At 66.6% G+C, this 24,190-nt stretch carries 26 protein-coding genes; 15 read left to right on the top strand and 11 right to left on the bottom strand.

All coding sequences use genetic code 11. The features are described from left to right. Positions 1–30: 30 nt before the first annotated feature. The 3 genes from AC1DX2_RS18885 to AC1DX2_RS18875 all read left to right on the top strand — a co-directional run bounded on the left by AC1DX2_RS18885 (position 31) and on the right by AC1DX2_RS18875 (position 3,681). Positions 31–2,013, top strand: a complete 1,983-nt coding sequence (locus AC1DX2_RS18885; protein WP_477197942.1) for a dynamin family protein — start codon at positions 31–33, stop codon at positions 2,011–2,013. Positions 2,014–2,020: 7 nt separating this feature from the next. Continuing rightward, positions 2,021–3,046 carry an A/G-specific adenine glycosylase gene (gene mutY, locus AC1DX2_RS18880; protein WP_477197941.1) on the top strand — a complete coding sequence of 342 codons (1,026 nt, stop codon included), beginning with the start codon at positions 2,021–2,023 and terminating at the stop codon, positions 3,044–3,046. Positions 3,047–3,318: 272 nt separating this feature from the next. After that, positions 3,319–3,681, top strand: a complete 363-nt coding sequence (locus AC1DX2_RS18875; RefSeq protein ID WP_477197940.1) for a collagen-like protein — start codon at positions 3,319–3,321, stop codon at positions 3,679–3,681. A 70-nt stretch (positions 3,682–3,751) separates the two neighbouring features. On the opposite strand, the gene AC1DX2_RS18870 is transcribed toward AC1DX2_RS18875, so the two are convergent. Then, complete coding sequence (locus AC1DX2_RS18870) at positions 3,752–3,952, bottom strand: hypothetical protein (protein WP_477197939.1); 201 nt, start codon at positions 3,950–3,952, stop codon at positions 3,752–3,754. Between the two features lie 9 nt (positions 3,953–3,961). Then, positions 3,962–4,267: a hypothetical protein gene (locus tag AC1DX2_RS18865; RefSeq protein WP_477197938.1), complete on the bottom strand. Its 306-nt coding sequence runs from the start codon at positions 4,265–4,267 to the stop codon at positions 3,962–3,964. Between the two features lie 317 nt (positions 4,268–4,584). Between AC1DX2_RS18865 and AC1DX2_RS18860 the strand changes: the two genes are divergently transcribed. From AC1DX2_RS18860 to AC1DX2_RS18835, 6 genes are all read left to right on the top strand, one after another. Then, complete coding sequence (locus AC1DX2_RS18860) at positions 4,585–5,025, top strand: hypothetical protein (RefSeq protein WP_477197937.1); 441 nt, start codon at positions 4,585–4,587, stop codon at positions 5,023–5,025. Between the two features lie 32 nt (positions 5,026–5,057). After that, entirely contained in the window at positions 5,058–5,597 is a 540-nt protein-coding gene (locus tag AC1DX2_RS18855) for a hypothetical protein (protein WP_477197936.1), read from the top strand. A gap of 7 nt (positions 5,598–5,604) precedes the next feature. Then, the gene (locus tag AC1DX2_RS18850) at positions 5,605–5,886 is read left to right on the top strand and encodes a hypothetical protein (protein WP_477197935.1); all 282 of its coding nucleotides are present in this window, start codon (positions 5,605–5,607) and stop codon (positions 5,884–5,886) included. 167 nt (positions 5,887–6,053) lie between these two features. After that, positions 6,054–6,224, top strand: a complete 171-nt coding sequence (locus AC1DX2_RS18845; protein WP_477197934.1) for a hypothetical protein — start codon at positions 6,054–6,056, stop codon at positions 6,222–6,224. Positions 6,225–6,276: 52 nt separating this feature from the next. Then, on the top strand, positions 6,277–8,376 hold the full coding sequence (locus AC1DX2_RS18840) for a putative bifunctional diguanylate cyclase/phosphodiesterase (protein ID WP_477197933.1): 2,100 nt from the start codon (positions 6,277–6,279) through the stop codon (positions 8,374–8,376). 386 nt (positions 8,377–8,762) lie between these two features. After that, positions 8,763–9,332 (top strand): diguanylate cyclase domain-containing protein, encoded by a 570-nt coding sequence (locus tag AC1DX2_RS18835; protein ID WP_477197932.1) that lies wholly within the window; start codon positions 8,763–8,765, stop codon positions 9,330–9,332. 10 nt (positions 9,333–9,342) lie between these two features. On the opposite strand, the gene AC1DX2_RS18830 is transcribed toward AC1DX2_RS18835, so the two are convergent. Both AC1DX2_RS18830 and AC1DX2_RS18825 read right to left on the bottom strand, forming a co-directional pair. Further along, a complete protein-coding gene (locus AC1DX2_RS18830; protein ID WP_477197931.1) occupies positions 9,343–9,909 on the bottom strand; it encodes a sterol desaturase family protein in 567 nt (188 codons plus the stop codon). A 20-nt stretch (positions 9,910–9,929) separates the two neighbouring features. Beyond that, entirely contained in the window at positions 9,930–10,643 is a 714-nt protein-coding gene (locus AC1DX2_RS18825; protein WP_477197930.1) for a Crp/Fnr family transcriptional regulator, read from the bottom strand. Positions 10,644–11,004: 361 nt separating this feature from the next. On the opposite strand from AC1DX2_RS18825, the gene AC1DX2_RS18820 reads away from it, so the two are divergent. After that, positions 11,005–11,718 carry a Crp/Fnr family transcriptional regulator gene (locus AC1DX2_RS18820; protein WP_477198377.1) on the top strand — a complete coding sequence of 238 codons (714 nt, stop codon included), beginning with the start codon at positions 11,005–11,007 and terminating at the stop codon, positions 11,716–11,718. A gap of 12 nt (positions 11,719–11,730) precedes the next feature. On the opposite strand, the gene AC1DX2_RS18815 is transcribed toward AC1DX2_RS18820, so the two are convergent. The 3 genes from AC1DX2_RS18815 to AC1DX2_RS18805 form a co-directional block, all read right to left on the bottom strand. Next, on the bottom strand, positions 11,731–11,991 hold the full coding sequence (locus tag AC1DX2_RS18815; protein WP_477197929.1) for a hypothetical protein: 261 nt from the start codon (positions 11,989–11,991) through the stop codon (positions 11,731–11,733). A 79-nt stretch (positions 11,992–12,070) separates the two neighbouring features. Continuing rightward, positions 12,071–13,927, bottom strand: a complete 1,857-nt coding sequence (locus AC1DX2_RS18810) for an amidohydrolase (RefSeq protein WP_477197928.1) — start codon at positions 13,925–13,927, stop codon at positions 12,071–12,073. Positions 13,928–13,941: 14 nt separating this feature from the next. Then, on the bottom strand, positions 13,942–14,886 hold the full coding sequence (locus AC1DX2_RS18805; protein ID WP_477197927.1) for a hypothetical protein: 945 nt from the start codon (positions 14,884–14,886) through the stop codon (positions 13,942–13,944). Between the two features lie 179 nt (positions 14,887–15,065). Between AC1DX2_RS18805 and AC1DX2_RS18800 the strand changes: the two genes are divergently transcribed. Beyond that, on the top strand, positions 15,066–15,875 hold the full coding sequence (locus AC1DX2_RS18800; RefSeq protein ID WP_477197926.1) for a substrate-binding periplasmic protein: 810 nt from the start codon (positions 15,066–15,068) through the stop codon (positions 15,873–15,875). Between the two features lie 32 nt (positions 15,876–15,907). Continuing rightward, positions 15,908–16,948, top strand: coding sequence for a Gfo/Idh/MocA family protein (locus tag AC1DX2_RS18795; protein WP_477197925.1), 1,041 nt, complete (start codon positions 15,908–15,910; stop codon positions 16,946–16,948). 20 nt (positions 16,949–16,968) lie between these two features. Here the strand turns inward: AC1DX2_RS18795 and AC1DX2_RS18790 are convergent, their stop codons facing one another. Beyond that, a complete protein-coding gene (locus tag AC1DX2_RS18790) occupies positions 16,969–18,285 on the bottom strand; it encodes a YVTN family beta-propeller repeat protein (RefSeq protein WP_477197924.1) in 1,317 nt (438 codons plus the stop codon). Between the two features lie 150 nt (positions 18,286–18,435). Beyond that, positions 18,436–19,230, bottom strand: a complete 795-nt coding sequence (locus AC1DX2_RS18785) for a creatininase family protein (RefSeq protein ID WP_477197923.1) — start codon at positions 19,228–19,230, stop codon at positions 18,436–18,438. 247 nt (positions 19,231–19,477) lie between these two features. Between AC1DX2_RS18785 and bfr the strand changes: the two genes are divergently transcribed. Together bfr and AC1DX2_RS18775 are read left to right on the top strand one after the other, a co-directional pair. Then, positions 19,478–19,954: a bacterioferritin gene (gene bfr / locus AC1DX2_RS18780; protein WP_477197922.1), complete on the top strand. Its 477-nt coding sequence runs from the start codon at positions 19,478–19,480 to the stop codon at positions 19,952–19,954. 129 nt (positions 19,955–20,083) lie between these two features. Continuing rightward, a complete protein-coding gene (locus tag AC1DX2_RS18775; RefSeq protein ID WP_477197921.1) occupies positions 20,084–21,892 on the top strand; it encodes a methyl-accepting chemotaxis protein in 1,809 nt (602 codons plus the stop codon). A gap of 8 nt (positions 21,893–21,900) precedes the next feature. Here the strand turns inward: AC1DX2_RS18775 and AC1DX2_RS18770 are convergent, their stop codons facing one another. Continuing rightward, positions 21,901–22,155, bottom strand: a complete 255-nt coding sequence (locus AC1DX2_RS18770) for a hypothetical protein (protein ID WP_477197920.1) — start codon at positions 22,153–22,155, stop codon at positions 21,901–21,903. A gap of 141 nt (positions 22,156–22,296) precedes the next feature. Between AC1DX2_RS18770 and AC1DX2_RS18765 the strand changes: the two genes are divergently transcribed. Further along, entirely contained in the window at positions 22,297–22,836 is a 540-nt protein-coding gene (locus tag AC1DX2_RS18765; RefSeq protein WP_477197919.1) for a gluconokinase, read from the top strand. 167 nt (positions 22,837–23,003) lie between these two features. Here the strand turns inward: AC1DX2_RS18765 and AC1DX2_RS18760 are convergent, their stop codons facing one another. Next, a complete protein-coding gene (locus AC1DX2_RS18760; protein WP_477197918.1) occupies positions 23,004–24,152 on the bottom strand; it encodes a diguanylate cyclase domain-containing protein in 1,149 nt (382 codons plus the stop codon). Between the last annotated feature and the right edge of the window lie 38 nt (positions 24,153–24,190).

Raw genomic sequence — 24,190 nt, 5'->3', positions numbered from 1 at the left:
ATTCAATGTCCGCTCCAGGAGAAACCCGGCTTGAGCACGTCCTTCAACGAACAGTTTGACCAGCACGGCACGTGGCGGCGCGAGTTCGCCTTGCGTTTGAAGCTGCTGGCCGAATGGATGCGCGACCACGACCTGCTGGACGCCGCTGTCGAAGAGCGCCTGCGCCGCCTCGAATCCCACGTGCGCGCCGACAAGGTGATGGTGGCCTTCGTGGCTGAATTCTCGCGCGGCAAATCCGAATTGATCAACGCGGTGTTCTTCGCCGGCTACGGCCGGCGCATCATGCCCGCCAGTGCCGGGCGCACCACCATGTGCCCGACCGAAATGGGCTACGACGCCGACGTGCCGCCCTGCCTGCGCCTGCTGCCCATAGAGACGCGCTTGCAGCACCAGGCCCTGATGGAATGGCGCATGGTGCCCGAGAAGTGGACGCGCATTGACCTGGATGTGAACGACCCGCAGCAACTGGCCGCCGCGCTGGAGAAGGTCTCTGAAACCCGCCGCGTGACGCAGGACGAGGCCCGCGCCTTGGGCTTGTGGCACCCCGACACGCCTGAAGACAACCCGCCCGTCGACCGCCAGGGCATGGTGGAGGTGCCCAAGTGGCGCCACGCGCTGATCAACATCGCCCACCCGCTGCTCAAGCAGGGGCTGGTGATCCTGGACACGCCGGGCCTGAACGCCATAGGTGCCGAGCCTGAGTTGACGGTGAGCCTGATCCCGCAGGCGCACGCGGCGGTGTTCATCCTGGGCGCCGACACCGGTGTCACCAAGTCGGACCTGGCGATCTGGCGTGAGCACCTGTTGAGCGAGACCGCTGACGTGGCCGACACCCGGCTGATCGTGCTGAACAAGATAGACACGCTGTGGGACGAATTGAGCTCGCCGGCGCAGATCCAGGCGCAGATTGACCGCCAATGCGCCACCACCGCCGAGACGCTGGGCGTGCCGGCCGGCCAGGTGATTGCTGTGTCGGCGCAAAAGGGCCTGGTGGCCAAGGTCAACAACGATGCCGAGTTGCTGCAGCGCAGCAATTTGCCGGCGTTGGAACAGGCGCTGGGCAACGGGCTGATGGGCCAGCGTCAGCGCATCCTGGGCACGGCGGTGTCCACGGGCATTTCCGAATTGCGCTCAGAGACCGGGCGCGTGATCAACATCCGCCGGCGCGACCTGGCCGAGCAGCAGCAGGAGCTGAAGGGCCTGCAGGGCAAGAACGCTTCCGTCATCAAGCACATGCGCGCCCGCATCTCGCAGGAGCAGGCCGAGTTTGACCTGGGCGGCGCCAAGATACACGCGGTGCGCTCGGTGCATTTGAAGCTGCTGCGCGAGATCTTCGGCGTCCTGGGGGCTTCTTCGCTGAAGAAGGAGATGGCGCAGCTGACCGAGGCTTTGAGCAAGACCGGCCTGAAGCTGGGCGTGAAGCGCCCCTATGGCGAAACCTTTGACCGCCTGCGCGCCAATTTCCAGCGCGTGCAGACGCTGTCCGGCGAAATCCACGCCATGCTGGCCGCCACCTTCCGCCAGCTGAACGCCGAGCACGGCTTTTCGCTGCAGGCACCGCCCGAGCCGCAAATGGCCCGCTTCGTGCGCGACCTCGACATGGTGGAAAAGAGCCACCTGCAGTACCTGGGCATAGGCAACACCTTCCGCCTGGCCCAGCCCGAGTTTGCCGACCGCTTGGTGCGCGCACTGTCAACCCGGCTGCGGGTGATCCATGACGTGGCCCAGGGCGATGTGGAACTGTGGAGCAAATCAGCCGCCGCGCAGCTGGACGCGCAGCTGCGCGAACGCCGTCGCAACTTCGTGCGCCGCATCGAGGCCATAGACCGCATCCAGCAGGCGGCCGGCGGCCTGGCCGACCGCATCAACGAAATCCAGGGCCAGGACGACGCGCTGACGCAGTTGGACGGCAAGCTGCAGGAGTTGACGGCCTACTTGATACGCGACCCGGCGCCAGTCAAGCCCACTGCCGCCGAGGTGCAGCAAAGCGCTGCGCCCGCACTGGCTGCCTAACCGGTCAATGGCTGCAGACCTCGCCAGCCGCCTGGTGCGCTGGCAAGCCACCCACGGGCGCCACGACCTGCCTTGGCAAAACACGCGCGACCCCTACCGCGTGTGGCTGTCCGAGATCATGCTGCAGCAGACCCAGGTGGCCACGGTGTTGGGCTACTACCAGCGCTTTCTGCAACGCTTTCCGGATGTCCAAGCCCTGGCTGCGGCCCACCTGGACGACGTGCTGGGCCTGTGGAGCGGCCTGGGCTACTACAGCCGCGCGCGCAACCTGCATGCCTGCGCGCAGGCGGTGGTGGCGCAGCATGGTGGCGCGTTTCCGCACAATGCCGAACTGTTGCAGACCCTGCCCGGCATAGGCCGCTCCACCGCCGCCGCCGTGGCCGCCATCTGCTATGGCGAGCGCATCGCCATCCTGGATGGCAATGTGAAGCGGGTGCTGACGCGCGCGCTGGGTTTCGACGCTGATCTGGCGCAAAGCGCGAATGAGCGCGCGCTGTGGGAGCGAGCGCAGACGCTGCTGCCCACCCAGGACCTGCACACCACCATGCCGCGTTACACCCAGGCCGTGATGGACCTGGGCGCCAGCCTGTGCAATGCACGCAAGCCGCAGTGTGAGCTCTGCCCGCTGACAGCCATCTGCGTGGCGCGGCAGCAGGGCCGGCAAACCGCCTACCCGGTGAAGACACGCAAGCTCAAGCGCAGCGCGCAGTCGCTGTGGCTGTTGTGGGCGCAGACCCGGGCGGGCGCGGTCTGGCTGACCCAGCGGCCCACGCCCGGGGTGTGGGCGGGGCTGTACTGCTTTGAGTTGTTTGACAGCCGCGAGGCGCTGGCGGCCGCGCTGCCGGCTTCTGCGGTGCTGGATGACCTGCCGGGGTTCAAGCATGTGCTCACGCACAAGGACCTGCACTTGCACCCGGTGCGCGTGCAGTTGCCTGCGGGCGCCATGCGGGGCCGCCCAGGCCAGTGGGTCGCAGCAGGCGAGTGGTCCGCGCTGGGCTTGCCGGCGCCGGTGCGCAAGCTGTTGCAAGGCTGAACATCCGCCTTGTGGCCCCATGGCCCAACGCGGCGTGTGAACGCACGCCTCAAAATCAATTTGTGATCGCTAACGCACGGAAGTGTGGTGGCGCTGGGCGTAGTCTGCAGAAGGACGGAAACGCGACCCACCTGGGTTGCCGACCCGCGCCACCAACGGTGATGTTCTGATCTGCTGTCGCCGATTTGCCTACGCCAGACGCTGATCAAGTCTGGGGGATTGCTCGTCATGACGTGAGTGTTCCCTACTTCCCATTGAAGGAACCATACATCATGAACAACCTGACCAAAACCATTGCCGCAAGCTTGGTGACACTGAGCTTCGCAGCCTGCACCGGCCCTGCCGGACCGCAGGGCTTCACGGGTGAAACCGGCGCCCGCGGCAACACCGGCTACACGGGCGCTACCGGCAGCACGGGCAATACGGGCAACACCGGTTACACGGGCGCTACCGGCAATACCGGCGCCACCGGTGCATCCGGCGGCACTGGCGCCACCGGGGGCACGGGCGCAACCGGTGCGACCGGCGCCACAGGTGACATGGGTGCCACCGGCAATACCGGCAGCACCGGTGCCAAGGGCAACACCGGCGCCAAGGGCACCGGCGACACCGTGGTGGTCATTCCCGCCCGTTGAGCTTGACGCTCAGACGCTGCCGGGCAGTTGCGTGACCCATTGGGTTGCGCAACTGCCCGGCAGTTTTTTTTCAACTGGGCTCGGGGTGGCCCTGGTGGCCGTTCTCGGGTGAGCTGGAGGTGTTGGCAAGCTCACTCTTTTCCGGCTGCGGCTTGTCAGCCGGGCCGGCTGGCCCCGGGCCATGGGGTGGTGCGCCCTCGGCGGTGAAATCAGCCTTCTGCTGCTCCAGCTCCTTGGGTTTGGGCTTGGGGGCGTTGGCGAGTTCGATCATGGCGTTCCCTCAATTGCGGGGCGCCGAGGCTGCGGGCATCACCACCACGGTGGTGCCGGAGCCGGTCCTGCCGACGGCGCCGGTATCGCCTGTGTTACCGGTTGCACCCGTGTTGCCGGTGGCACCCGTGTTGCCGGTGGCACCCGTGTTGCCGGTTGCGCCGGTGGGGCCCGCCGGTCCGGGCACCGGCACGGGCACCGCCACCACTTCAGGTGCCGGCGCGACGGGCACGGCCACCACGGTGGTGGGGCGGTCGCAGGCGCTCAAGGTGAGCATCAACAGCATCGCGGGGATCATCAACAGGGAACGGTTCATGGGGAGTCCTTCGTGGTTGGATGGCAAAAGATCATTGCCGTGCCGCCTTGCGGCAGCTGAATCGGTTCAAGAGTTGCCGATGCTTGGCAGGGTGCGCGCCACAGGCCAGCGGGTCGGTGCGCTGGCGTACCCTGGCGCAAAGGTTGTACTAAAAACAAGAGCAACGCGCATGGCCAGCCAGTTCGCTGCTCCATTTTGTTCGCCAACGCACAGACCATGCAGTCCTGGGGGCGGACCATGGCAGCGGGTGACCTGGTGAACCGAATTGCCACGTTTCCACGTTTCTTTGGTTCTTTCACCATTCCCAGGAGTTCAACATGAACAAGCGCGCTTTATGGCTGTGCACAGCCTTGGCGGCGGCATCCCTTGCCTCCCTCGCATCGGTCGCCGGTGCCAGCACCCGTGGCACTCCCAGCACCATCAGCAACGTGGTGTGGGGTGCCGCCTGGGCGCCTGCAACTTCGCCCTTTGCCACCTGCACGCAACTGCGTGTGGACACCACCGGCGACATGACCAATTCCAGCACGCTGTCGGTGTACGGCTCCTTCAGCTGCACCGCCAACGCCAACACGGCGGCACGCACCATGGGCGCCAGCGGCAGTGGCTACTTCAGCCCGGACGGCCAGTTCAACATGACGCTGATCTTTGGCAACGGCACGGCCTTGCAGTGCCTGAAGTGGGGCAGCCTGAGCGGCACCTGCCAGATCACCGACAGCGCAGGCGCCGTCACGGGTACCGTGCAGCTGACGCTGATCTGAACGCCGGCACCCTGTAACGCATCAGACACACCATGAGCGTGCCCAAGTTCGCCACCTACGGCTTGCTGGCCATGGGCATGGTGCTGTCGGTGGTGGCCGCGCTGGAGATCAGCGCGCCGCCGCATGTGCAGAGCGAGTCCGCTGCTGCGCAGCCGGCGCCAGACGCCATGCCGACACGCGTGGTGGCGCCAGTCACCCCGGCCTTTTCTGATGGCCCACCGCCGCTGGTCCGCCTGACAGGCGTGGTCCTGGGGCAGGGAGAGGCCCGCGCCGCGCTGGTTTCGGTCAACAACGAGCCTCCTGTGCTGGTGCGCATTGGTGACCCCTTGAGCAGTGCCTCCACGGTGCAGGCGATTGGTGGAGACTGGATGGCTTACTCACACGGCACAAAAGTCATGCGCGTGCGGACGCAAGATGGCGAACCCGTGGCGCCATCCGCCAGCAGTCGCCTGGTTGCGGCCGCATCCGTGGCCCCGGCGCCCGCAGCCGCGCAACTACCAACGGATGCCGTAAACGGCAACGAAGAGTTCCGCCAGGCCATGAAGCAAAAGTTGGCCAGCATCAAGCCCTAGGGCAACTATGAGGTCTTTCACGCACCATTTGAACGGCCCGGCGCGAATAGGCGCACAATGGGTCTACGCCGACGACAGTTCCAGCACCCCTGGTGCCGTCACGGTGCGCCACGCCAACCCCAGCGACCACGGAACACGTCCATGGGTCGGCCTGGGCCTTCAACACCAACTCAGTCCCCTGCAGACACCGCGAGGTGAGGTCGATTCGCCCTCGCCAGGCACGGTGTGGCTGGCGACTTTCCTGCGGGCCGATCGTCGCGCGGACCTCGACGTGAACGTCACGCGCTGAGCGCGGGTTCACCAGCATTTCTTCACAGGTTGCCAACCGGCAACGCATGACATGGGCCAGCCGGAGGCGGCGGCCCGCAACACAGCGGAATTCTCATGAAAATTGGCCTGCACCTCAACCCGTGCTGGAGCACGGCATCCTTTGGCGGGGCGGCGGACACTTCACCGATGGAACTGTTGGACCTGGGCGACCACCTGAGCCTGTGCCGAGGTGGCAGCGGGCGCTGGTTTGCGTTGCGCTGCGCCGTGGAGACCGTGCATGCCTTCCTGGCTGCGCGGCTGGTCACCACGGTGGTGGTGGTGGTGCTGGCCGTCGCGCTGGCTTCGGTGCTTCTGTAAGCCGGGTGCGGGTGCAGTTGCCCAGCAGTAGCCCGAGCACAAGAGGGGCGCCATGACAAGCCGCATACTGGTCTTGACGGACGACCCCAGCGATGCCAACGCGTTGAAGGACGTGCTGGAGAAAAGCCCCGGCGAGCCGCTGCAGATTGAATGGCTGCGCCAATTGGGCGCCGGCATGGAGCGCCTGAAGACTGGTGGCATTGATGCCGTCGTCGTTGACCTGATGCTGCCGGACAGCCATGGCATCGCCACCTTCGATGAGCTGTTTGCGGTGGCCAGGCACGTCCCCATCCTGACGCTCAGCGCGCTGGAAGATGAAGCGCTGGCGATCGAGGCCGTGCAGCGCGGCGCCCAGGGCTACCTGTCGCGTGGCCACTTCGTCAGCAGCCTGGTGCCCCAGACGCTGCGCAACATCATCCAGCGCAAGAGCGTGGAGCAAGCCTTCTACAACGAGCGCGCGCGCGCCGAGATCGCGCTCAACTCCATCAGCGACGCGGTGATCTGCACCGACTTGGCCGGCAATGTGAACTACCTGAACATCGCTGCCGAGGCCATGACGGGCTGGTCGCGCGACGAGGCCCGTGGTCACCCTGTGGCCGAGGTGTTTCACATCATCAACGGCCTGACGCGCCAGCCCGATGCCGGTCCGGTGGCGCAGGTGCTTGAGCGCAACGAGGTGATGACCCTGAACGCCGACACCGTGCTGCTGCGGCGCGATGGCAGCGAGGCGGCGATCGAAGACTCGGCCTCGCCCATCCATGACTGGGATGGGCGCATCACTGGTGCCGTCATCGTGTTCCACGACATCACGGCCGCCAAGGCCATGACGCAGAAGATGGCCTACCTGGCCCAGCACGACTTCCTCACCAGCCTGCCCAACCGCATGCTGCTCAATGACCGCATCGACCAGGCCATCGCACTGGCCAAGCGTCACGACAAGCAATTGGCGGTGCTGTTTCTGGACCTGGACAACTTCAAGAACATCAACGACTCACTGGGCCACGCCACCGGCGACAAGCTGTTGCAGTCGGTCACGCAGCGGCTGAACGGCTGCGTGCGCAGTTCCGACACGGTCAGCCGACAGGGGGGTGACGAATTTGTCATCCTGCTCGCCGAAGGTGGCAACGAGGGCACTGCCGCGTCAACCGCCAAAAAGGTGCTGGCTTCCATGGCCCTGCCGCACAGCATCAGCGGCACCGAATTGCACATCACCATGAGCATGGGCATCAGCCTGTACCCGGCCGATGGGGAAGACGCGCAAGCCCTGATCAAGAGCGCCGACACCGCCATGTACCACGCCAAGGCTCACGGGCGCAACAACTACAAGTTCTTCACCAGCGACATGAACCGCCGCGCGGTGGAGCGCCAGGCGGTTGAGGCGGACTTGCGGCGCGCGCTGCAGGGGCGGGAATTCCTGCTGTACTACCAACCGAAGGTCAACCTGCGCAGCGGCCGCGTCACCGGCGCTGAAGGGCTGCTGCGCTGGCTGCACCCGAAGCGCGGCCTGCTGCTGCCGGACCAATTTGTGGTCGTGGCGGAGGACAGCGGTTTGATCGTGCCCATAGGCCAGTGGGTGCTGAGGGAGGCCTGCACGCAGGCGCAGCGCTGGCTGCGCCGCGGCTCGGCGCTGCAGTCCATCGCCGTCAACATCTCGGCACTGGAGTTCCACCAGCCGCAGTTCGTGGCCGGTGTCGCCGCCACGCTGCGCGAAACCGGCCTGCCGGCGCGGGCGCTGCAACTGGAGATCACCGAGAGCGGCCTGATGCGCGACGCCAAAGCCAGTGCGACCATCCTGCACGACCTGAAGCGCATGGGGGTGCAACTGGCGGTGGACGACTTCGGTACAGGCTACTCCAGCCTGAGCTACCTGGAGCAATTCCCCATCGACATCCTGAAGATTGACCAGTCGTTTGTGCAGGGCATTGCTTCAGCAGAAGACAGCGCGGTCATCGTCAGTGCGGTCATCGGCATGGGCAACAGCCTGAAGCTGCAGGTGGTTGCCGAAGGGGTTGAGAACCAGGTGCAACTGGACTTCCTGACCACCCGCCATTGCGACGAGGCCCAGGGCTATCTTTTCAGCCGCCCGGTCAGCGCGGAGAGGTTCTCGGCGATGTTGGCCGAGGGCAGGCCGCCGCTCGCGGTGGCGCGCTGACCTGATCAGCCAGCGCTGGCCGCCACCACCAGCACCAGCCCCAAGGTCAGGGCGACGACCAGCAGGGTGAAAAGCAGCGTCATGGTTGGCCAGCCAGATCGTCTGCGTACTCCGGGCCGTGGCCGGCCAGGCTGCTCAGGGCGCCTCGCAGCTGTACTTTGTTCATGATGGGCGCGCTTTCAGGGTCTGAGGGTGGGGGTGTCAGCCGATGGTTGCGGCTGTAGCTGCTGATGCTAAACAGGTATGCCGCCGCCTTCTGTGCGCTGGTGTACATGTGCCTGAATTAACGTCTGCGGCCAGGGCAAGGCAGTTGACGGCGCCTGCGGCTGGTCCCGTATGTGTCCTCTCGAACAGACGCATTGCCGCCGGTCTTTCAAGATTTCACCATGCGCAAACTCCAGCTTCATCTGTCACCCGATGAACCATTGATTGGCCTGCCCGAAGATGCGGCGGCGGCGCGTTATGCGGCGCTGCATGACGCCCTGACCGGCCTGCCCAATCGGCTGCTGTTTGAGGACCGGTTGGCGCACGGCCTGGCACAGGCCAGGCGGCACGGCCGCACGCTGGCGGTGATGTCCCTGGACCTGGATGAGTTCAAGCAGATCAACGCGCGGCATGGCCAGAGCGTGGGAGACGCCGTGCTGACCACCGTGGCTGACCGCCTGAAGGAGAATACCCGCCAGGAAGACACCGTCAGCCGCGCCAACGGAGATGGGTTTCTGTACCTGGTGGCGGAATTTGGCGACCTGAAGGACGTCACGATGATTGCCGAAAAGATCACCCAGGCTTTGCGCGTGCCTTGCCTGCTGACCGTGGGGCCTGTGCACATCCGGGCCAGCGTTGGCATCGCGATCTTTCCCAACCATGGGGATTCGGTGCACGACCTGATCGAACGGGCTGACCAGGCCATGCAGTTGGCCAAGGGCAATCCGGCGGGCTATGCGTTTGCCGGCTGACTGTGGCTGATCACTTCACCCGCGCGGAAGCCGGCGGCGCGGTGCCAAACAGGTGGTCCCACAGCGTGCTGGTGACGCCATAGCAGCCCGGCGGCAGCTGGCGCGCGTGGTGCTGGGCATGCCAGCGCCGCTTGCGCGTCAGCCAGGTGCTGTTGAAGCGTCCGTGGTGGGTGAAGTGGTGCATCAGGCCATACGCCAGGTACCCGGCGGCCAGGCCCAGCGTGAGCGCGCTGGCGCGCCAGGGGCCAGCCAGCAGCCAGGCCGGCAGCCACACCAGGGTGGCGATCAGGCTGACGCTCAGCACCAGCGGCGCACCCAGCAGCGCGCCGGGGCGCTGGTGGTGCTGCGCGTGCCAGCCCTTGAAGGGCGCCAGGCCATGCAGCACAAAGCGGTGCAGCAGGTACTCCACCAGACTCCAGGCCAGCAGGCCTGCCGCGGCGAGCGCCAGCATGGCCGTGCGCTGATCAGCGGGGCCAGCCAGCGCCAAGGCCCCGGCCAGCCCCAGCACCGCACAGCCATACAACACGAAGTCAGCCGCATAGGCCGCCTTGCTGTGCTCCAGTGAAAAAATCCCCATCGGCCTGCCTTTCACGCGCGTCAGCGTGACTGCGCCACCGCCTGCAGGTCCCTGATGATGCGGTAGCAGCTGCAGGCCGCGTCCTCCAGGCCCTTGTGATCCAGGATGACGATGTTGCCGCGGTGGTAGGTGATGAGGTCGGCCTTGTGCAGGGTGCTGGCGGCTTCGGTGACGCCGACGCGGCGCATGCCCAGCATGTGGGCCAGGAATTCGTGGGTGAGCAGGAACTCGTCGCTGTGCAGGCGGTCGGCCGTCATCAGCAGCCAGCGCGCCAGGCGGGCCGGCGTGTCGTGGAAGCGGTTGCAGGCGGCGGTCTGCGAGATTTGCGCCATCAGCAGGTGGTTGTAGCGAAACAGCGCCTTTTGCAGCGGCGGACTGGCCTTGAACTCGGCGCGAAAGTGCGCGGCGCTCATCTTCAGCGCGGTGCCGCTGCCCTGCACCAGCGTGCGCACGTCTGAGACGCCAATGCCCAGCGCCATGGGCATGCCCACCATGCCCTCGTTGCCCACCATGCCCACCTCCAGGCTGCGCTGGGCATCCACCGCCGTCAGCAGCGACACCAGGCTGTTGAGCGGGAAGTACACATGGGTGATGACGCCCAGGGGTTCGTACAAGATCTGGCCGTAGGCCAGTTGCACCGGTTGCAGGTGCGGCAGCAAGCGGCGGTAGGCGGGTCGCGGCAGCGCGGCCAACAGGTGGTTGTCCGACAGCGGTCGGTCTGCGGTGGCAGGCATGGCAATGTCTCCGGGGCACCGCGCGGCATGCGCGCGGCTGGGTGGGTGTGACGTGCCTGTCAGTTACCGCGTCTAACTGCAAGCAGTATAGGCCTGTGACACCTGCCTCCCCTGTATTTCTGCGACGCTGTGTTGGTCAGCACACATTGGGGGGCCGCCGGCCCTGTGACAGGAGCAAAGTGTTCGCTAGCGAACAAAGGGAGTACAGTTCGGTAGCGTACATTGAACGACTGCCAGCCCGATGGGCAACACCATGTTGCATTGCCTGTTACGGGCTGACATGTGAAAGTAGAAGATGGCGACCTCGCTAGGCAGAAAATCCCACGCAACCACCGTTGCGCAGGGCGTGCCGCCGCTGCTGATGCTGCAGCAAATCAGGCACAACCAGTTGCTGGCCCGGCTGCCGCAAGAGAACCTGGAGCGCTGGCTGCCGCACTTCGAGCTGGTGGACATGCCGCTGGGCCAGGTGGTGTACGAGTCGGGCCATGCGTCCACGCATGCCTGCTTCCCCACCACCTCCATCGTCTCGTTGCTGTATGTGATGGCCAATGGCGATTCGGCGGAGATCGCCGTGGTGGGCCATGAAGGCATGGTGGGCATTTCGCTGTTCATGGGTGGCAACACCACGCCCAGCCGCGCGGTGGTGCAAAGCGCAGGGCGGGGCGTGCGCGTGCCGGCGGAGATCTTCAGGACCGAGTTCGAGCACTTCGGCCCGGTGTCGCACCTGCTGCTGCGCTACACCCAGGCCTTGATCACCCAGATGGCGCAAACCGCGGTGTGCAACCGCCACCACACGCTGGACAAGCAGTTGTGCCGCTGGTTGCTGCTCAGCCTGGACCGCCTGCCCGGCTGTGAGCTGGTGATGACGCAGGAGCTGATTGCCAGCATGCTGGGCGTGCGCCGCGAGGGCGTGACGTCAGGCGCCATGCGGCTGCAAAAGGCCGGGCTGATCAAGTACGCGCGCGGCCGCATCACCGTGCTGGACCGCCCCGGCCTGGAGACGCGGGTGTGCGAGTGCTATCGCGTGGTGAAACAGGAGTACGACCGGCTGCTGCCGGTGCTGCAGGCGATTTGAGGCGTTGCCGCCTCAAAGCTGCTTTTCGGCCACCTCGAAATTGGTCTTGCAATGCGCGCAGGTCAGCCGCTCAAACCCATTGGCCCCCATTTGCTCGGTCAGCGGGTGCTCGCGCTGCGGGTCGGCCGGGTTGACGAAGCACTTGGGGCAGGGCAGGCGCTCATTCGGACGCAGTTGCCGGCAGCGCTGGTTGTACTGGGCAATGCTGGCCTCCGGCGTCTTGAAATAGCGCAGCCAATTCGTCAGAAAAGTTAAAACGTGAGCAGGAACCATGGTGGCACCATGGTGATGCCATGCCGGTGCGGCGTCTGTGCGTTGGCGTACTCGGTTGGCCCGCGTGGGCGCGGGATTGTCACACCGCCCAGCAGCCGCACCCCAAGGCACCCCAGAAGCCATCTGCATCGGCTGTGGGCACCTGGCGCGCGCTGGCGGCCGCATGTGCATGGCCATGCACGCCGCAAGGCGCGGCGCAGCCGCACATGGCCCGCATGCGCGCGGCGCCGGGGTGCCCCAGGCGGTGCTGGTAGCCGCCAAAGCGCTTCACTGGCGACCACTCGGGCAGCACCGGGGGCAGCGGCGGCGCCAGGTCGGCAAAGTCGCCTTCGGCATGCACCACGTCGCCACCCAGCAGGGTCAGCACGGCATGCAGGTGGGGGATGTCGCTTTCGGGCACGCCGAAGTAGTCGTCCGACAGCAGCGCCAGGTCGGCCATCTGGCCCACCGCAATGCGGCCCTTTTGCTCTTGCTCGTTGGAGAACCAGGCGTTGGCCTCGGTCCACAGGCGCAGCGCCTGCTCGCGCGTCAGCCGGTTGGCCGGTGGGTACAGCGTGGCGCCGCCCACCGTCTTGCCAGTGACCAGCCAGGCCAGCGACACCCAGGGGTTGTAGCTGGCCACGCGGGTGGCGTCGGTGCCGGCGCCCACCGGCAGGCCGGCGGCCAGCATGCGGGCAATCGGTGGCGACTGCTCGGCCTGGCGCGCACCGTAGCGCTCGGTGAAGTACTCGCCCTGGTAGGCCATGCGGTGCTGGATGGCGATGCCGCCTTGCAGTGCGGCAATGCGGTCGATGTTGCGCGGGCTGATGGTTTCGGCGTGGTCGATGAACCAGTGCAGGCCGTCAAACGGCATGTCGCGGTTCACGCGCTCGAACACATCCAGCGCACGGCTGATGGATTCGTCATAGGTGGCATGCAGCCGCCACGGCCAGCGCTGCTGCACCAGCAGGCGCACCACGCGCTCCAGCTGGTCTTCCATGCCGGCGGGCAGCTCGGGCCGGGGTTCGCGGAAGTCTTCAAAGTCGGCGGCCGAAAACACCAGCATCTCACCGGCGCCGTTGGCCCGGTAGTGTTCGTCGCCCTGGCCGGGTTTCACCATGCCGGTCCAGCGGGTGAAGTCGTCCAGTTCACCGCCGGGCTTTTGCGTGAACAGGTTGTAGGCGATGCGCACCGTCAGCTGGCCGTCGCTGTGCAGCTTGTCGACGATGGCGTAGTCGTCGGGGTAGTTCTGGAAACCGCCACCGGCGTCGATGACGCTGGTGATGCCCAGCCGGTTCAGCTCGCGCATGAAGTGGCGGGTGGAATTGAGTTGCTGCTCGGGCGGCAGCCGGGGGCCCTTGGCCAGCGTGGCGTACAGCAGGCTGGCATTGGGTTTGGCCAGCAGCAGGCCGGAGGGGTCGCCCGCGGCATCGCGCACGATCTCGCCGCCGGGCGGGTTGACCGAATCGCGCGTGTAGCCCACGGCGCGCAGCGCGGCGCGGTTCAGCAGCGCGCGGTCATACAGGTGCAGGATGAACACCGGCGTGTCCGGCGCGGCGGCATTCAGCTCGTCCAGCGTGGGCAGGCGCTTCTCGGCGAACTGGTGCTCGGTGAAGCCGCCCACCACCCGCACCCACTGCGGTGGCGGCGTCACCTGCGCCTGCGCCTTCAGCATGGCCATGGCGTCGGCCAGCGAGGGCACGCCGTCCCAGCGCAGTTCCAGGTTGTAGTTCAGGCCGCCGCGTATCAGATGGGTGTGGCTGTCGATCAGGCCGGGGATGGCGCGGCGGCCGCGCAAGTCCAGCACGCGGGTGGCGGGGCCGCGCGTGGCCAGGATGTCGCGCGCCGAGCCCAGTGCGCTGAAGTAGCCGCCGCGCACCGCCACCGCCTCGGGGTTGGGCTGGCTGCGGTCCAGCGTGGTGAAGCGTGCGTTGGTGAGTATCAGGTCGGGGTGCATGGCGACAAGGGGGATCAGGGGCGCCACCACCAGGAGGTGTCGGGATACTCGCGCGCGGATTTCAGGAACGGGTTGCGCAGCCGCAGCACGTTGCGTGGCTCGCGCGCGAGCTGGGCGATCTCCATCGCATGGTGGCTCTCGAACAGCGCGCGGAATGAGCCGTCGGCCAGCGCGGCTTTCAGGCCGCGCTCTATGCGCTGCGCCAGCGCGGTGTTGCGCGGGTTGACCCAGAAATACACCGGGTAGGGGAAGTACAGCGCCCGGGTGCGCTCCACCACCAGGCCGGGGTGGGCTTGGTGCTGCAGCGCGATCTCGCGGTAGGCCTCATTGAGCCCGCGCGGAAAGGCGTCAAAGCGGCCGGCGTCCAGCATGGCAAACAGGCTGTCGTAGCCGGTGCCGGTTTCCACCTTCAGGCCGTTGGCCCGCATCACCGGCAGGTCGGCCCACTGGCCGTTCAGGCCGAAGCGGATGTCGTTGCGCAGCTCGGCGTCGCTGAGCTTGTCAAAGCGCGGCTGGTGGTCGGCACGGATGATGAACAGGCGGTAGCCGATGATGCCCTTGAGGATGTCCACCTTCACCGGCAGCAGCTTGGCCGTGCGCTCGTCATTGACGCCCAGCGCCACCACGTCCAGCGCGCCCGTCTCCAGTTGCATGACGGCGCGGCTCTGCGAGTTGTTGTCGCCGACGGGCTCCAGGCGGGGCACCGCTTCGCCCGGCTTGGCGCTGTGGTGCAGGGCCAGTTCCAGCAGCTTCCAGCGAAAGTCGTAGATCGGGCCGGAGGGAAAGCAGCGCAGCACGGTGGGCGGGGCCGAGGCCGCGCGATCGGCGGCGGTGGCGCGAAGATGGGTCCCCAGCGCCAACGCCAAGCCCACGCTCATGCACAGGGTGGCGTGCAGAAGGCGGGCGCGCCAGTGGACAAAGCATGGCAGGCGTCTGGCGTCAGGTCTGGCGATACGCATGGCGTTGGCAGTGAAGAACGTGCTTGTTGCACCGGGTGTAGCTTTAAAGCTTGACATTTGTCAAGGGCGGCCAGAGCGCGGCCATGCGGATGCCTCCTATACTGTTCCAAGGCGTGATGCGCTGATTGGCTGGAGCTGTGCAGTTGGGGGTTCAGCGGGTGATAAAAAAGCTTGTGCGCATGACCGCTGGCGGTCTGCTGACACTGGTGTGGCTGGCGCAGTGCCAGGCACCGGCCTGGGCACAGGTCTCGCCGCCGCAGGCCGGCCAGGCCATCGTGCGCATAGGCGCAGAAGACGACTGGTACCCCTATTCCGGTGCCCGCCAGGGCAAGGCTGTAGGCATGGTGCCTGAACTCGTGCTGGCTGCGTATGCGGCTGTGGGGGTGAAGGTGGAACTGGTTTCGTTGCCCTATGCGCGCTGCATGAAATTGGCCGCCACCAGCCACCTGTTGGGCTGCTTTGACACGCTACGCAACCGCATGGTGGAGAACCAGTACCGCTGGGCCAAGCAGCCGCTGCTGCGCGCCCGCCTTAACATCTACGCACTGGCCGGCTCGCCGCAGGGCAAGGACGCGGGGCCGGAGGTGCGCCGCGAGGTGCAACTGGCCGACCTGCGCGGCAAACTGGTGGCGGTGACCAACGGCTACGAGTACGGCGAGGCTTTTGACGGCGACACCACGATGCGCCGTGACGTCGGCACGTCGGACCTCTTTGCCCTGCAGAAGTTGGTGCGGGGCAGGGTGGACTTTGCACTGGTGTATGACCGCATTGTGGACGTGTTGCTGGCTGAGCATGCCGAGTTGCGCGGCCGCGTGAAGGTGGTGGGCACGCTGATTGAGCCGGATATATATCTCTCTTTTGCACCTGCCTACCCCGACGTGGTGCGCTACATTGCGCTGTTTGACGACGGGCTGACTCGCATCAAACAAAACGGCGAATACGCGCGCATCGCCAGCCGCTGGGGAGCCATGGGCGCGCCGGACAAGTAGGCACCCGACAACACCAGAACAGGGAACGACCCGTGCAGCATCCCGCTCAACAGGAATTCGCCTGGGCCATCGTCGGCCCGGGCAGGATCGCCCACCAGTTCGCCGGCGCCGTGGCCACATTGCCCGCCACGCACGTGCGCAGTGTCTATGGCCGCAACCGCGCCAATGCCCAGGCCTTTGCCGAGCGCTGGCCCCGCCAGGACACAGCGGGGGGCGGCGTGCCGCGCGTGGCCGCCAGCCTGGACGACCTGCTGGCCGACCCCGGCGTGCACGGTGTCTATGTGGCCACGCCGCACGCCCAGCATGGCGAGGCGGTGCGCGCCGCGCTGCTGGCCGGCAAGGCCGTGCTGTGCGAAAAGCCGCTGGTGGCGCACCTGGCCGAGGGGGAGCACCTGGTGGCACTGGCGCGTGAGCGCGGCGTATTCCTGATGGAGGCGCTGTGGACGCGCTTTCTGCCCGCCTACGAGGTGGCCGGCCGCTGGCTGCGCGAAGGGGCGATAGGCCCGGTGCGCGCCATCCAGAGCAGCTTTTGCTTCAACGCGCCGTATGACCCGGCGAGCCGCAATTTCGATCCCGCGCTGGCCGGCGGCGCACTGCTGGACCTGGGCGTGTACAACCTGGCCATCACCCGCTGGGCGTTGGAGAGCGCGCCGGGCAACTGCCCCGAGCCCGTGCGCATGCAGGCCCAGGCCGTGCTGGCGCCCACCGGGGTGGACCAGCGGCTGTCGGCCACGTTGGTGTTTGAGCATGGCGTCACCTCGCAGTTTGTCTGCGGTTTCGACGCCAGCAGCGACAACGCCATGCACATCCTGGGCGAGCGCGGCAGCATTGTGTTCCGGCGCGGCTTCTCCTACGCCACCGAAGTTGTGTTGACACAGGCCGGCCAGAGCCCGCAGGTGGTGGCGGCGCCGTTTCGCGTCAACGGCTTCGAATACGAGGTCGAAGAGGCCTTGCGTTGCCTACGCGCTGGCCGGCTGGAGAGCACGCACATGCCGCACGCCGAGAGCCTGGCGCTGCTGCGCTGGATGGACGAATTGCGGCGGCAGGTGGGGGTGCGCTACCCGTTCGAGTAGCGCCACCGGTCAGCAAAGCTTTAGCGCAGGTTGCCGGTGTGTCCCAGCGAATAGCGCCCCGGCTGCGGCCACACCGTCAGCCCGTGCGGCTCTATGCCCACCTTGACCTGGTCCACCGCGCCGCTTGACGTGTCAAAGCGGTACACCACGTTGTCATAGCGGCCGGACAGCCACAGGTGCTTGCCGTCGGCGCTGACGTTGCCCATGTCCGGGCTGCCGCCGCCGGGGACGGGCCAGGTCTTGGTCACCGTCTTGGTGGCGAAATCGATCACCGACACGCTGCCCTTGCCCTTGGGCGTGCCGCGTATCTTGTTGCCACCGCGGTTGGCCACGTACAGGCTCTTGCCGTCGCGGCTGGGGTACAGGCCGTGCGCGCCCACGCCGGTGGGGATGAAGCCCACCTGCTTGAACGACTCGGCGTCCACCAGGTGCACGCCGTCGGCCATCATGTCGGCGACGAACAGCGTCTTGCCGTCGGGCGAGAAGCGCACGTCCTGCGGCATGCCGGGGGTGGTGCAGATTTCGCCACCGGCCTCGAACGGGTCGGGGATCTTGCGCGGCTGCTTCTTGCTGCCTTTGGCCAGCAGGTCCAGCACCTGCGGGCGATTGAAGTACTGGCTGAGCTTGATGGTGCCGATCACGCTGCGGTTGACCATGTCCACCTTGCTCAGGCTGCCGTTGAACTCGCAGGTGAAGAAGGCGGTCTTGCCGTCAATGGAAAAGTCGGCGTGGTTGATGCCGGCGCAGGCGGGCACCGCGATGCTGAAGGCCAGCTTCATGGTCTGCGGGTCGCGGAAATCGAGCCGGCGGAACTCTTCGGCCACCACGATGGCGTATTTGCCGTCGGGCGACCAGTACAGGTTGTAGGGGTCTTCTACCGGGATGGACTTGCCCGGCTTGCCGGTCTTGGGGTCCACCGGGGTCAGGCTGCCGTCCTTGCGGCCTTCGGCATTGTTGGCCACCCACAGCGTTTTCAGGTCCCAGCTGGGCACCACGTGCTGCGGGTTGATGCCAACCTTGAAGGTGTCCACCACCTTCATCGTCGCCGGGTCGACGACAGAGACGGTGTTGGCGCTGCGGTTGGGCACATACACCCGCTCCAGCGCGCCAGCGGTGTTGGGGCTGATGTTGGCGCTGCCGATCTCGCTGTACAGGTTGTTGCGCTGGGGCACCGGTGGCATGCCGGGCACGGTGACGATGGGGCCGCTGCTGGCTGCCGTGGCGGAGGCGGGACCGGCGGGCTTGCCGGCGTCACCGGTCTGGGCCATGGCCCACCAGGCGGTGCCAGCCAGGGCGGCGGTCAACAGGGTCAGGGAGACGGGACGGGTACTGCGCATGGTCACGGTCGGGGCACAAACGGGCGGGTTAGGAGGAGGAGGGGGTCTTCCAGGGGTCTGGGGATTCTGTCAGCTTCAGCGTGCAGTGGCGTTGATGAACGTCAAAACTGTGGGGCCATCGGGTTGGTTTTAGAGAGGTCTTACGCTTTTTTACCGTTTCAGCGCCGCGCGCAGCGCAGCAACGGTGCGCGCCACAATCATATCCACCCCCAGTTGGCCCAGGGCGACGGTGGCGCCGCGCGGGTCGCCGGCCACGCCGCTGGCGGCCTTGTCCAGCGCTTCGGTGGGCAGCGGGCGCACCAGGCCGGGGGCCAGGGCCAGCGTCAGGCTGGTGTCGGCCAGGCCGGCGTGGCTGCCGATCTGGGCCGGGCTGTAGCCCTTGGCGCGCAATTCGGTGGCAAAACCGCTGTCGGCTGCCTGGTAGTACTCAGGCACGTAGTGGGCGCGTGCGTTTGAGCCGGCCCATTCCTTGTTCAGTTGGTCAGCCACGCCTTTCAGCGCGGCCTGGTAGCCGCCGTGGTCGCCCAGCAGCACCACATCGGTGAAACCGTGTGCCCGCAGGCTGCGCGCGCTGCCGGCCAGCAGGCTTTTGAAAGCGTCTTCCGGCACCGAGATCGTGCCGGCATAGCGCATATGGCCTTGCGGCGGCTTCACGGCGCCTTCGGGCACATAGGCCAGCACCGGTGCCACCAGCGTGTGGCCCAGTTTGCTGGCGATCAGCCCGGCCAGCGCCTGGGCGCGCGCATTGTGCTTGCCCAGGGCGATGTGCGGTCCGCTTTGCTCGGTGCCGCCCACCGGGATGATGGCGGTGGTCTGGCCGGCGCGCAGCGCGTCGCGCACCTCGGTCCAGGTGAGCTGCTCCAGGTACACGCTGGCGCTGGCGGTCGGCTGTGCCTGGGCGGCGCTGGCGCAGGCCAGCAGTGCGCCGGCCAGGACGGCGGACATCAGGCGGCAGGGGGTACGCACAACGGCAGGCAAAAGGAGACCAGAAGGCAAGGGGCGGGCAATCGCGGGTTGCTGAGAGAGGGTGGTTGAGGAATTATCCAACAAGCGCTGAAATGAGAATGGCTCTCAGCCTCATGCGCAACAAAAGCATCGGCAGGTGGGTATTGCAGGTGTCGGCTTGGCGATGCGCGCGCTGGCGTGGACAATGCGGTGCAACACAACACCACAGTCACCGGAGAAGAACACCATGAAGGGCGATCCTCAAGTCATCCAGCACCTGCAGGCCCAGCTGAAGAACGAGCTGACCGCGATCAACCAGTATTTCCTGCACTACCGCATGCTCAAGCACTGGGGCCTGGACAAACTGGCGAAGAAGGAATACGAGGAGTCCATGGGCGAGATGAAGCACGCCGACAAGCTGATGGACCGCATCTTCACGCTCGACGGGCTGCCCAACCTGCAGGACCTGGCCAAGCTGTTGGTGGGCGAGGACGTGCCTGAGATCCTGGCCTGCGACCTCAAGAGCGAGCAGGGCGCCCAGGCCACCATCAAGGACGGCATCGCCCACTGCGAGACGGTGCGCGACTACGTGTCGCGCGACCTGTTGCAGGGCATCCTGGACGACACCGAGGAGCACATCGACTTCCTGGAGACGCAGATCGAGTTGCTGGCCAAGGTGGGCTTGCAGAACTACCTGCAGAGCCAGATGGGCGAGGTGAGTTGACCCCCACGGTCGCTCACTGCGCGTAGCTCCCTGTACCCCAGAGGGGGCCGCGTTTTACCTTGGGGCCGCAGTACACTGGCTGCGGCCATTTATTCCGGCCGCACAACGATCCTCGCGGAGTCTCTCGCCATGCCATTCCTCTCCAATCTTTCCGTGGCCAAGCGCCTGGGCCTGGGTTTTGCCGTTATCCTGGCGCTGTCCATCTTCGTCACGCTGGTGGGCATCAGCCGCCTCAACGCCGTCACCACCGCCACGCGCGACATGGTGGACAACTCGGTCAAGACCGAGCGGTTGATCAGCGACTGGTATCGCAACCTGTACACCGGTGTGCGCCGCACGCAAGCCATCGCCAAGAGCAGCGACGATTCGCTGGCGGGCTATTTCGCCAACGACGCGGCCCAGTCCACAAAGACCTCCAGCGAGCTGCAAAAGGCGATCGAACCGCTGATGACCACCGACGCCGAGAAGAAGGTGTACGCGGAGATCGGCGAGCTGCGCAAGGGCTACCTGTCCACCCGCGACGCCATCGTGGCGCTGAAGAAGGAAGGCAAGGTGGAAGAAGCCGGCAAGATGCTGGACGACAAGTTCACGCCCAGCGCCACCGCTTACCTGGCGAAGATGGAAGAGCTGCTGAACATGCAGCGGCGCGAAATCGACACCACCGCCAAGTCCATTGACGACATGACCGTCACAAGCCGCACGCTGTTGGCGGTGCTGGGCGCGTTGAGCGTGGGCCTGAGCGTGCTGATTGCCTGGCTGCTGACCGGCGCCATCACCGGGCCGCTGCGCCAGGCCAACCAGATCGCCCGCCGCGTGGCCCAGGGCGACCTGAGCGCCGAGGTGCACGTGAACTCGCGCGACGAGTTGGGCCAGTTGCTGAGCAGCCTGAAGGACATGCAGGGCAGCCTGACGCAGGTGGTGGCCAATGTGCGCCAGGGCTCCGAGGGCGTGGCCACTGCCAGCGCCGAAATCGCCCAGGGCAACCACGACCTGTCGGCACGCACCGAAAGCCAGGCTAGCGCGCTGGAGGAAACTGCGGCCAGCATGGAACAACTGGGCGCCACCGTGAAGCAGAACGCGGAGTCGGCCCGCGCGGCCAACCAGCTGGCCATGAAGGCCTCCACCGTGGCGGTGCAGGGTGGCGAGGTGGTGGGCCAGGTGGTGGAGACCATGAAGGGCATCAACGAGGCCAGCCGCAGGATCGCCGACATCATCTCGGTGATCGATGGCATCGCCTTCCAGACCAACATCCTGGCATTGAACGCCGCCGTGGAAGCCGCCCGTGCCGGCGAACAGGGCCGCGGCTTTGCCGTGGTGGCCAGCGAGGTGCGCGCACTGGCCGGGCGCAGTGCCGAGGCGGCGAAGGAAATCAAGACGCTGATCACCGCCAGCGTGGAGCGGGTGGACCAGGGCAGTGCCCTGGTGGACCGTGCCGGCACCACCATGACAGAGGTGGTGGCCGCCATCCAACGCGCCACCGACCTGATGGGTGAGATCAGCGCCGCCAGCAGCGAGCAGGCCCAGGGCGTGGCCCAGGTGGGCGAGGCCGTGACGCAGATGGACCAGACCACGCAGCAAAACGCCGCGTTGGTGGAGGAAATGGCAGCGGCCGCCAGCAGCCTGAAGGGCCAGGCCGAGGAGCTGGTGCAGGCGGTGGCGGTGTTCCAGCTGGCGCCAGGCGCCAGTGCCAACATGGCGGCGCCGCGCACAGCGGTGCGTGCCGCCCATTCCGTCGGCGCACCGCCGGCCGGCGGCGAGCGCCGCGGCCTGGCGGCTCCGGCCAAGAAGTTTGTCAAGCCGGCGGCCAAAACCGCCGCCCGGGCTGCCACGGTGACCCCCAAGCCCGCAGCCACCCCAACCGCACAGCGTTTGGCAGCGCCCGCGCCCACGCCGGTGGCCCCCGCCGCTGGCAACGACGGCGATTGGACGACTTTTTAAGGGGACTGCTAGTGCAGCGTCAGCGGCGCATCAGGCTGGCGCTGAAGTGAAACGGCAGTGGGCGCTAACATTAACAGGTCGGCGTCGATCGGTGCCGGATGCTCCTTCAACTGCACCAGCAACTGGCCGCGGCGCAGCACCACGTGGCTGACGACGGCCTCGGTGTTGTTCAGGTACACCGTCACGCCACTGCGGAACAGGGGCATGCGGTGCACCATGGGCGGCTCGTAGGGCTCTGAGGGCTGCCGGTTTGCAAAAGGCATGGATCGGGTCCCGAAGGGGTGTGGCCCGGGCCGCCGATGGCGGTCCGATGCTTTACGTTACTGTAGTCCTTTCATCGGCACGTGGCCAGCGGACTTGATGGCGATACCATGACGCCAACCGCCAAAGCACCCGTCGCGCCCATGTCTGAAACCCCGCCCGTTGACCCCGCCACCGCCGCAGCGGCCCCGCTGTGGCTGGTGGTGATGGGGGTGGCCGGCTGTGGCAAGTCCACGCTGGCGCGGCTGTTGGCCGACGCCAGGCAACTGCCCTTCATCGAGGGCGATCAGTACCACCCGCCGGACAACGTGCGCAAGATGACCCAGGGCGTGCCACTGACCGATGCCGACCGCGCTGGCTGGCTGGGCAGCCTGGGCCAGGCCATGGAGGCCCAGGCCGGCGGCGCAGTGCTGGCCTGTTCGGCGCTGAAGCGGGCTTACCGTGAGCGGCTGCGCGCGGCTGTGCCGGGCCTGCGTTTTGTGCACATCCGCATCCAGCAGCAGGACGCCAATGCCCGTGTGGCCGCGCGGGCGGCGGCTCACCTGTTCCCGGCCAGCCTGGTGGCCAGCCAGTTTGCCACCTTGGAAGACCCGGCCGGCGAGGCCGGCGTGCTGCAACTGGATGCTGCCTTGCCGGCTGAACAGATGTGCGCCGCCGCGCTGGACTGGCTGGGCCGCAGCTAGTGTGCTGTCGCGCAAATACCTGCGCATGAAATCGCGCCTTTGGGGCCATGGCGGCGTTGCAAATCCTCTCGATACCTATAGGTATCGATGCGGTTTGCGCCTTGCCCTGGCCCCAAATTCATCGATTTCCTTTTGCGCAGGTATTTGCGCGACAGCACACTAGCGGCTCAGGCCTGCACTTGCGCCAGCTGGTGCCTGTTCTTGCCGGCCTTCTTGGCGCTGTACATGGCCTCGTCGGCGGCCTTGCGCAGCGCCAGCGTGTCGGTCGCATGGTCGGGGAAGATGCTGATGCCCACGCTGGCACCCACTTCCAGTTCCTGGCCTTCGTAGGCAATGGGCTGGCCCACCACACGTATCAGCTTGGCGGCCACGTCACCGGCGAAATCGGCGTTCTCCAGCCCGGTGAGCAGGATGACGAACTCGTCGCCGCCTATGCGGGCCGCCGTGTCGGCCGCGCGCACGCTGCTCTTGAGCCGCTTGGCCACTTCGCGCAGCACGTGGTCGCCGGCCTCATGGCCGAAGGTGTCATTGACGGCCTTGAAGCCGTCCAGGTCGATGAACAACAGTGCCACCTTCTGCTGCGCGCGCTGGGCGTGGCGTATCGCCATGTCGCAGCGGTCCACCGCCAGGCGCAGCATGGGCAGGCCGGTGAGGTTGTCGTGGCTGGCCATGTGCTCGATCTGGTCGCGCTGGTTCTCCAGCTCCTTCAGCGCCTGCAGCAGCCCGCGGCTGTAGGCCGCCAGCGCCAGCGTGATGATGCCGGTGGTGGCCGCCACGGACACCATCACATTGGCCCAGGAGGGCCATTGCGTCAGCATGATGTTCAGGTTCACCGGCAGCTTGTGCCAGCCGCTGACAAAGGCCCAGCCGGCCAACCCCAGCACCAGCGTGGCAAATCCGATGGCACCCATGGCCACGCGCTTGGAAAACAGCAGCGCGGCGATGATGCAGCCGGTCACCATCCAGGCCGTGCTGCCGCCACCGGCATAGCCGAACACCGGCAGTGAGGTGGCGCCGCCCAGCAGGAAGATGCCCACCAGCACGCTGGCCTTCAGCGTGTAGGGCAGCCGGCGGCGGAACAGGTACAGCGTGTAGAACACCAGCGCCAGCAGCGTCACGCTGGCCAGGGGCCCTTGCCAGTTCTTGTCTGACGGGAAATCGGACACGCGCCACAGCGTGATGCCCAGGATCACCGCCACCAGCAACGCCAGCCCGGTCCAGCCGGTGTTGACGAAATCCTGGCGCATCTGCTGCAGCCGGGTGTCGGCGGTGAATGTCAGCGGGCGCGCGGGAGCGGCGGGGCGGGGGTCAAGCATTGCTGCCATCTTAACCAACTGACCATGCTGCTTTGCGA

The sequence above is a fragment of the Hylemonella sp. P2_B10 genome (assembly GCF_056404875.1).
Note: the sequence above shows the minus strand (reverse complement) of the source record. Positions and strands in the feature narration are given on the sequence as shown.

Coding starts and splice junctions, on each gene's coding strand:
- mutY (WP_477197941.1), top strand. CDS start 2,021: ATGGCTGCAGACCTCGCCAGCCGCCTGGTGCGCTGGCAAGCCACCCAC.
- AC1DX2_RS18875 (WP_477197940.1), top strand. CDS start 3,319: ATGAACAACCTGACCAAAACCATTGCCGCAAGCTTGGTGACACTGAGC.
- AC1DX2_RS18870 (WP_477197939.1), bottom strand. CDS start 3,952: ATGATCGAACTCGCCAACGCCCCCAAGCCCAAACCCAAGGAGCTGGAG.
- AC1DX2_RS18865 (WP_477197938.1), bottom strand. CDS start 4,267: ATGAACCGTTCCCTGTTGATGATCCCCGCGATGCTGTTGATGCTCACC.
- AC1DX2_RS18860 (WP_477197937.1), top strand. CDS start 4,585: ATGAACAAGCGCGCTTTATGGCTGTGCACAGCCTTGGCGGCGGCATCC.
- AC1DX2_RS18855 (WP_477197936.1), top strand. CDS start 5,058: ATGAGCGTGCCCAAGTTCGCCACCTACGGCTTGCTGGCCATGGGCATG.
- AC1DX2_RS18850 (WP_477197935.1), top strand. CDS start 5,605: ATGAGGTCTTTCACGCACCATTTGAACGGCCCGGCGCGAATAGGCGCA.
- AC1DX2_RS18845 (WP_477197934.1), top strand. CDS start 6,054: ATGGAACTGTTGGACCTGGGCGACCACCTGAGCCTGTGCCGAGGTGGC.
- AC1DX2_RS18840 (WP_477197933.1), top strand. CDS start 6,277: ATGACAAGCCGCATACTGGTCTTGACGGACGACCCCAGCGATGCCAAC.
- AC1DX2_RS18835 (WP_477197932.1), top strand. CDS start 8,763: ATGCGCAAACTCCAGCTTCATCTGTCACCCGATGAACCATTGATTGGC.
- AC1DX2_RS18830 (WP_477197931.1), bottom strand. CDS start 9,909: ATGGGGATTTTTTCACTGGAGCACAGCAAGGCGGCCTATGCGGCTGAC.
- AC1DX2_RS18825 (WP_477197930.1), bottom strand. CDS start 10,643: ATGCCTGCCACCGCAGACCGACCGCTGTCGGACAACCACCTGTTGGCC.
- AC1DX2_RS18820 (WP_477198377.1), top strand. CDS start 11,005: ATGCTGCAGCAAATCAGGCACAACCAGTTGCTGGCCCGGCTGCCGCAA.
- AC1DX2_RS18815 (WP_477197929.1), bottom strand. CDS start 11,991: ATGGTTCCTGCTCACGTTTTAACTTTTCTGACGAATTGGCTGCGCTAT.
- AC1DX2_RS18810 (WP_477197928.1), bottom strand. CDS start 13,927: ATGCACCCCGACCTGATACTCACCAACGCACGCTTCACCACGCTGGAC.
- AC1DX2_RS18805 (WP_477197927.1), bottom strand. CDS start 14,886: ATGCGTATCGCCAGACCTGACGCCAGACGCCTGCCATGCTTTGTCCAC.
- AC1DX2_RS18800 (WP_477197926.1), top strand. CDS start 15,066: ATGACCGCTGGCGGTCTGCTGACACTGGTGTGGCTGGCGCAGTGCCAG.
- AC1DX2_RS18790 (WP_477197924.1), bottom strand. CDS start 18,285: ATGCGCAGTACCCGTCCCGTCTCCCTGACCCTGTTGACCGCCGCCCTG.
- AC1DX2_RS18785 (WP_477197923.1), bottom strand. CDS start 19,230: ATGTCCGCCGTCCTGGCCGGCGCACTGCTGGCCTGCGCCAGCGCCGCC.
- bfr (WP_477197922.1), top strand. CDS start 19,478: ATGAAGGGCGATCCTCAAGTCATCCAGCACCTGCAGGCCCAGCTGAAG.
- AC1DX2_RS18775 (WP_477197921.1), top strand. CDS start 20,084: ATGCCATTCCTCTCCAATCTTTCCGTGGCCAAGCGCCTGGGCCTGGGT.
- AC1DX2_RS18770 (WP_477197920.1), bottom strand. CDS start 22,155: ATGCCTTTTGCAAACCGGCAGCCCTCAGAGCCCTACGAGCCGCCCATG.
- AC1DX2_RS18765 (WP_477197919.1), top strand. CDS start 22,297: ATGTCTGAAACCCCGCCCGTTGACCCCGCCACCGCCGCAGCGGCCCCG.
- AC1DX2_RS18760 (WP_477197918.1), bottom strand. CDS start 24,152: ATGCTTGACCCCCGCCCCGCCGCTCCCGCGCGCCCGCTGACATTCACC.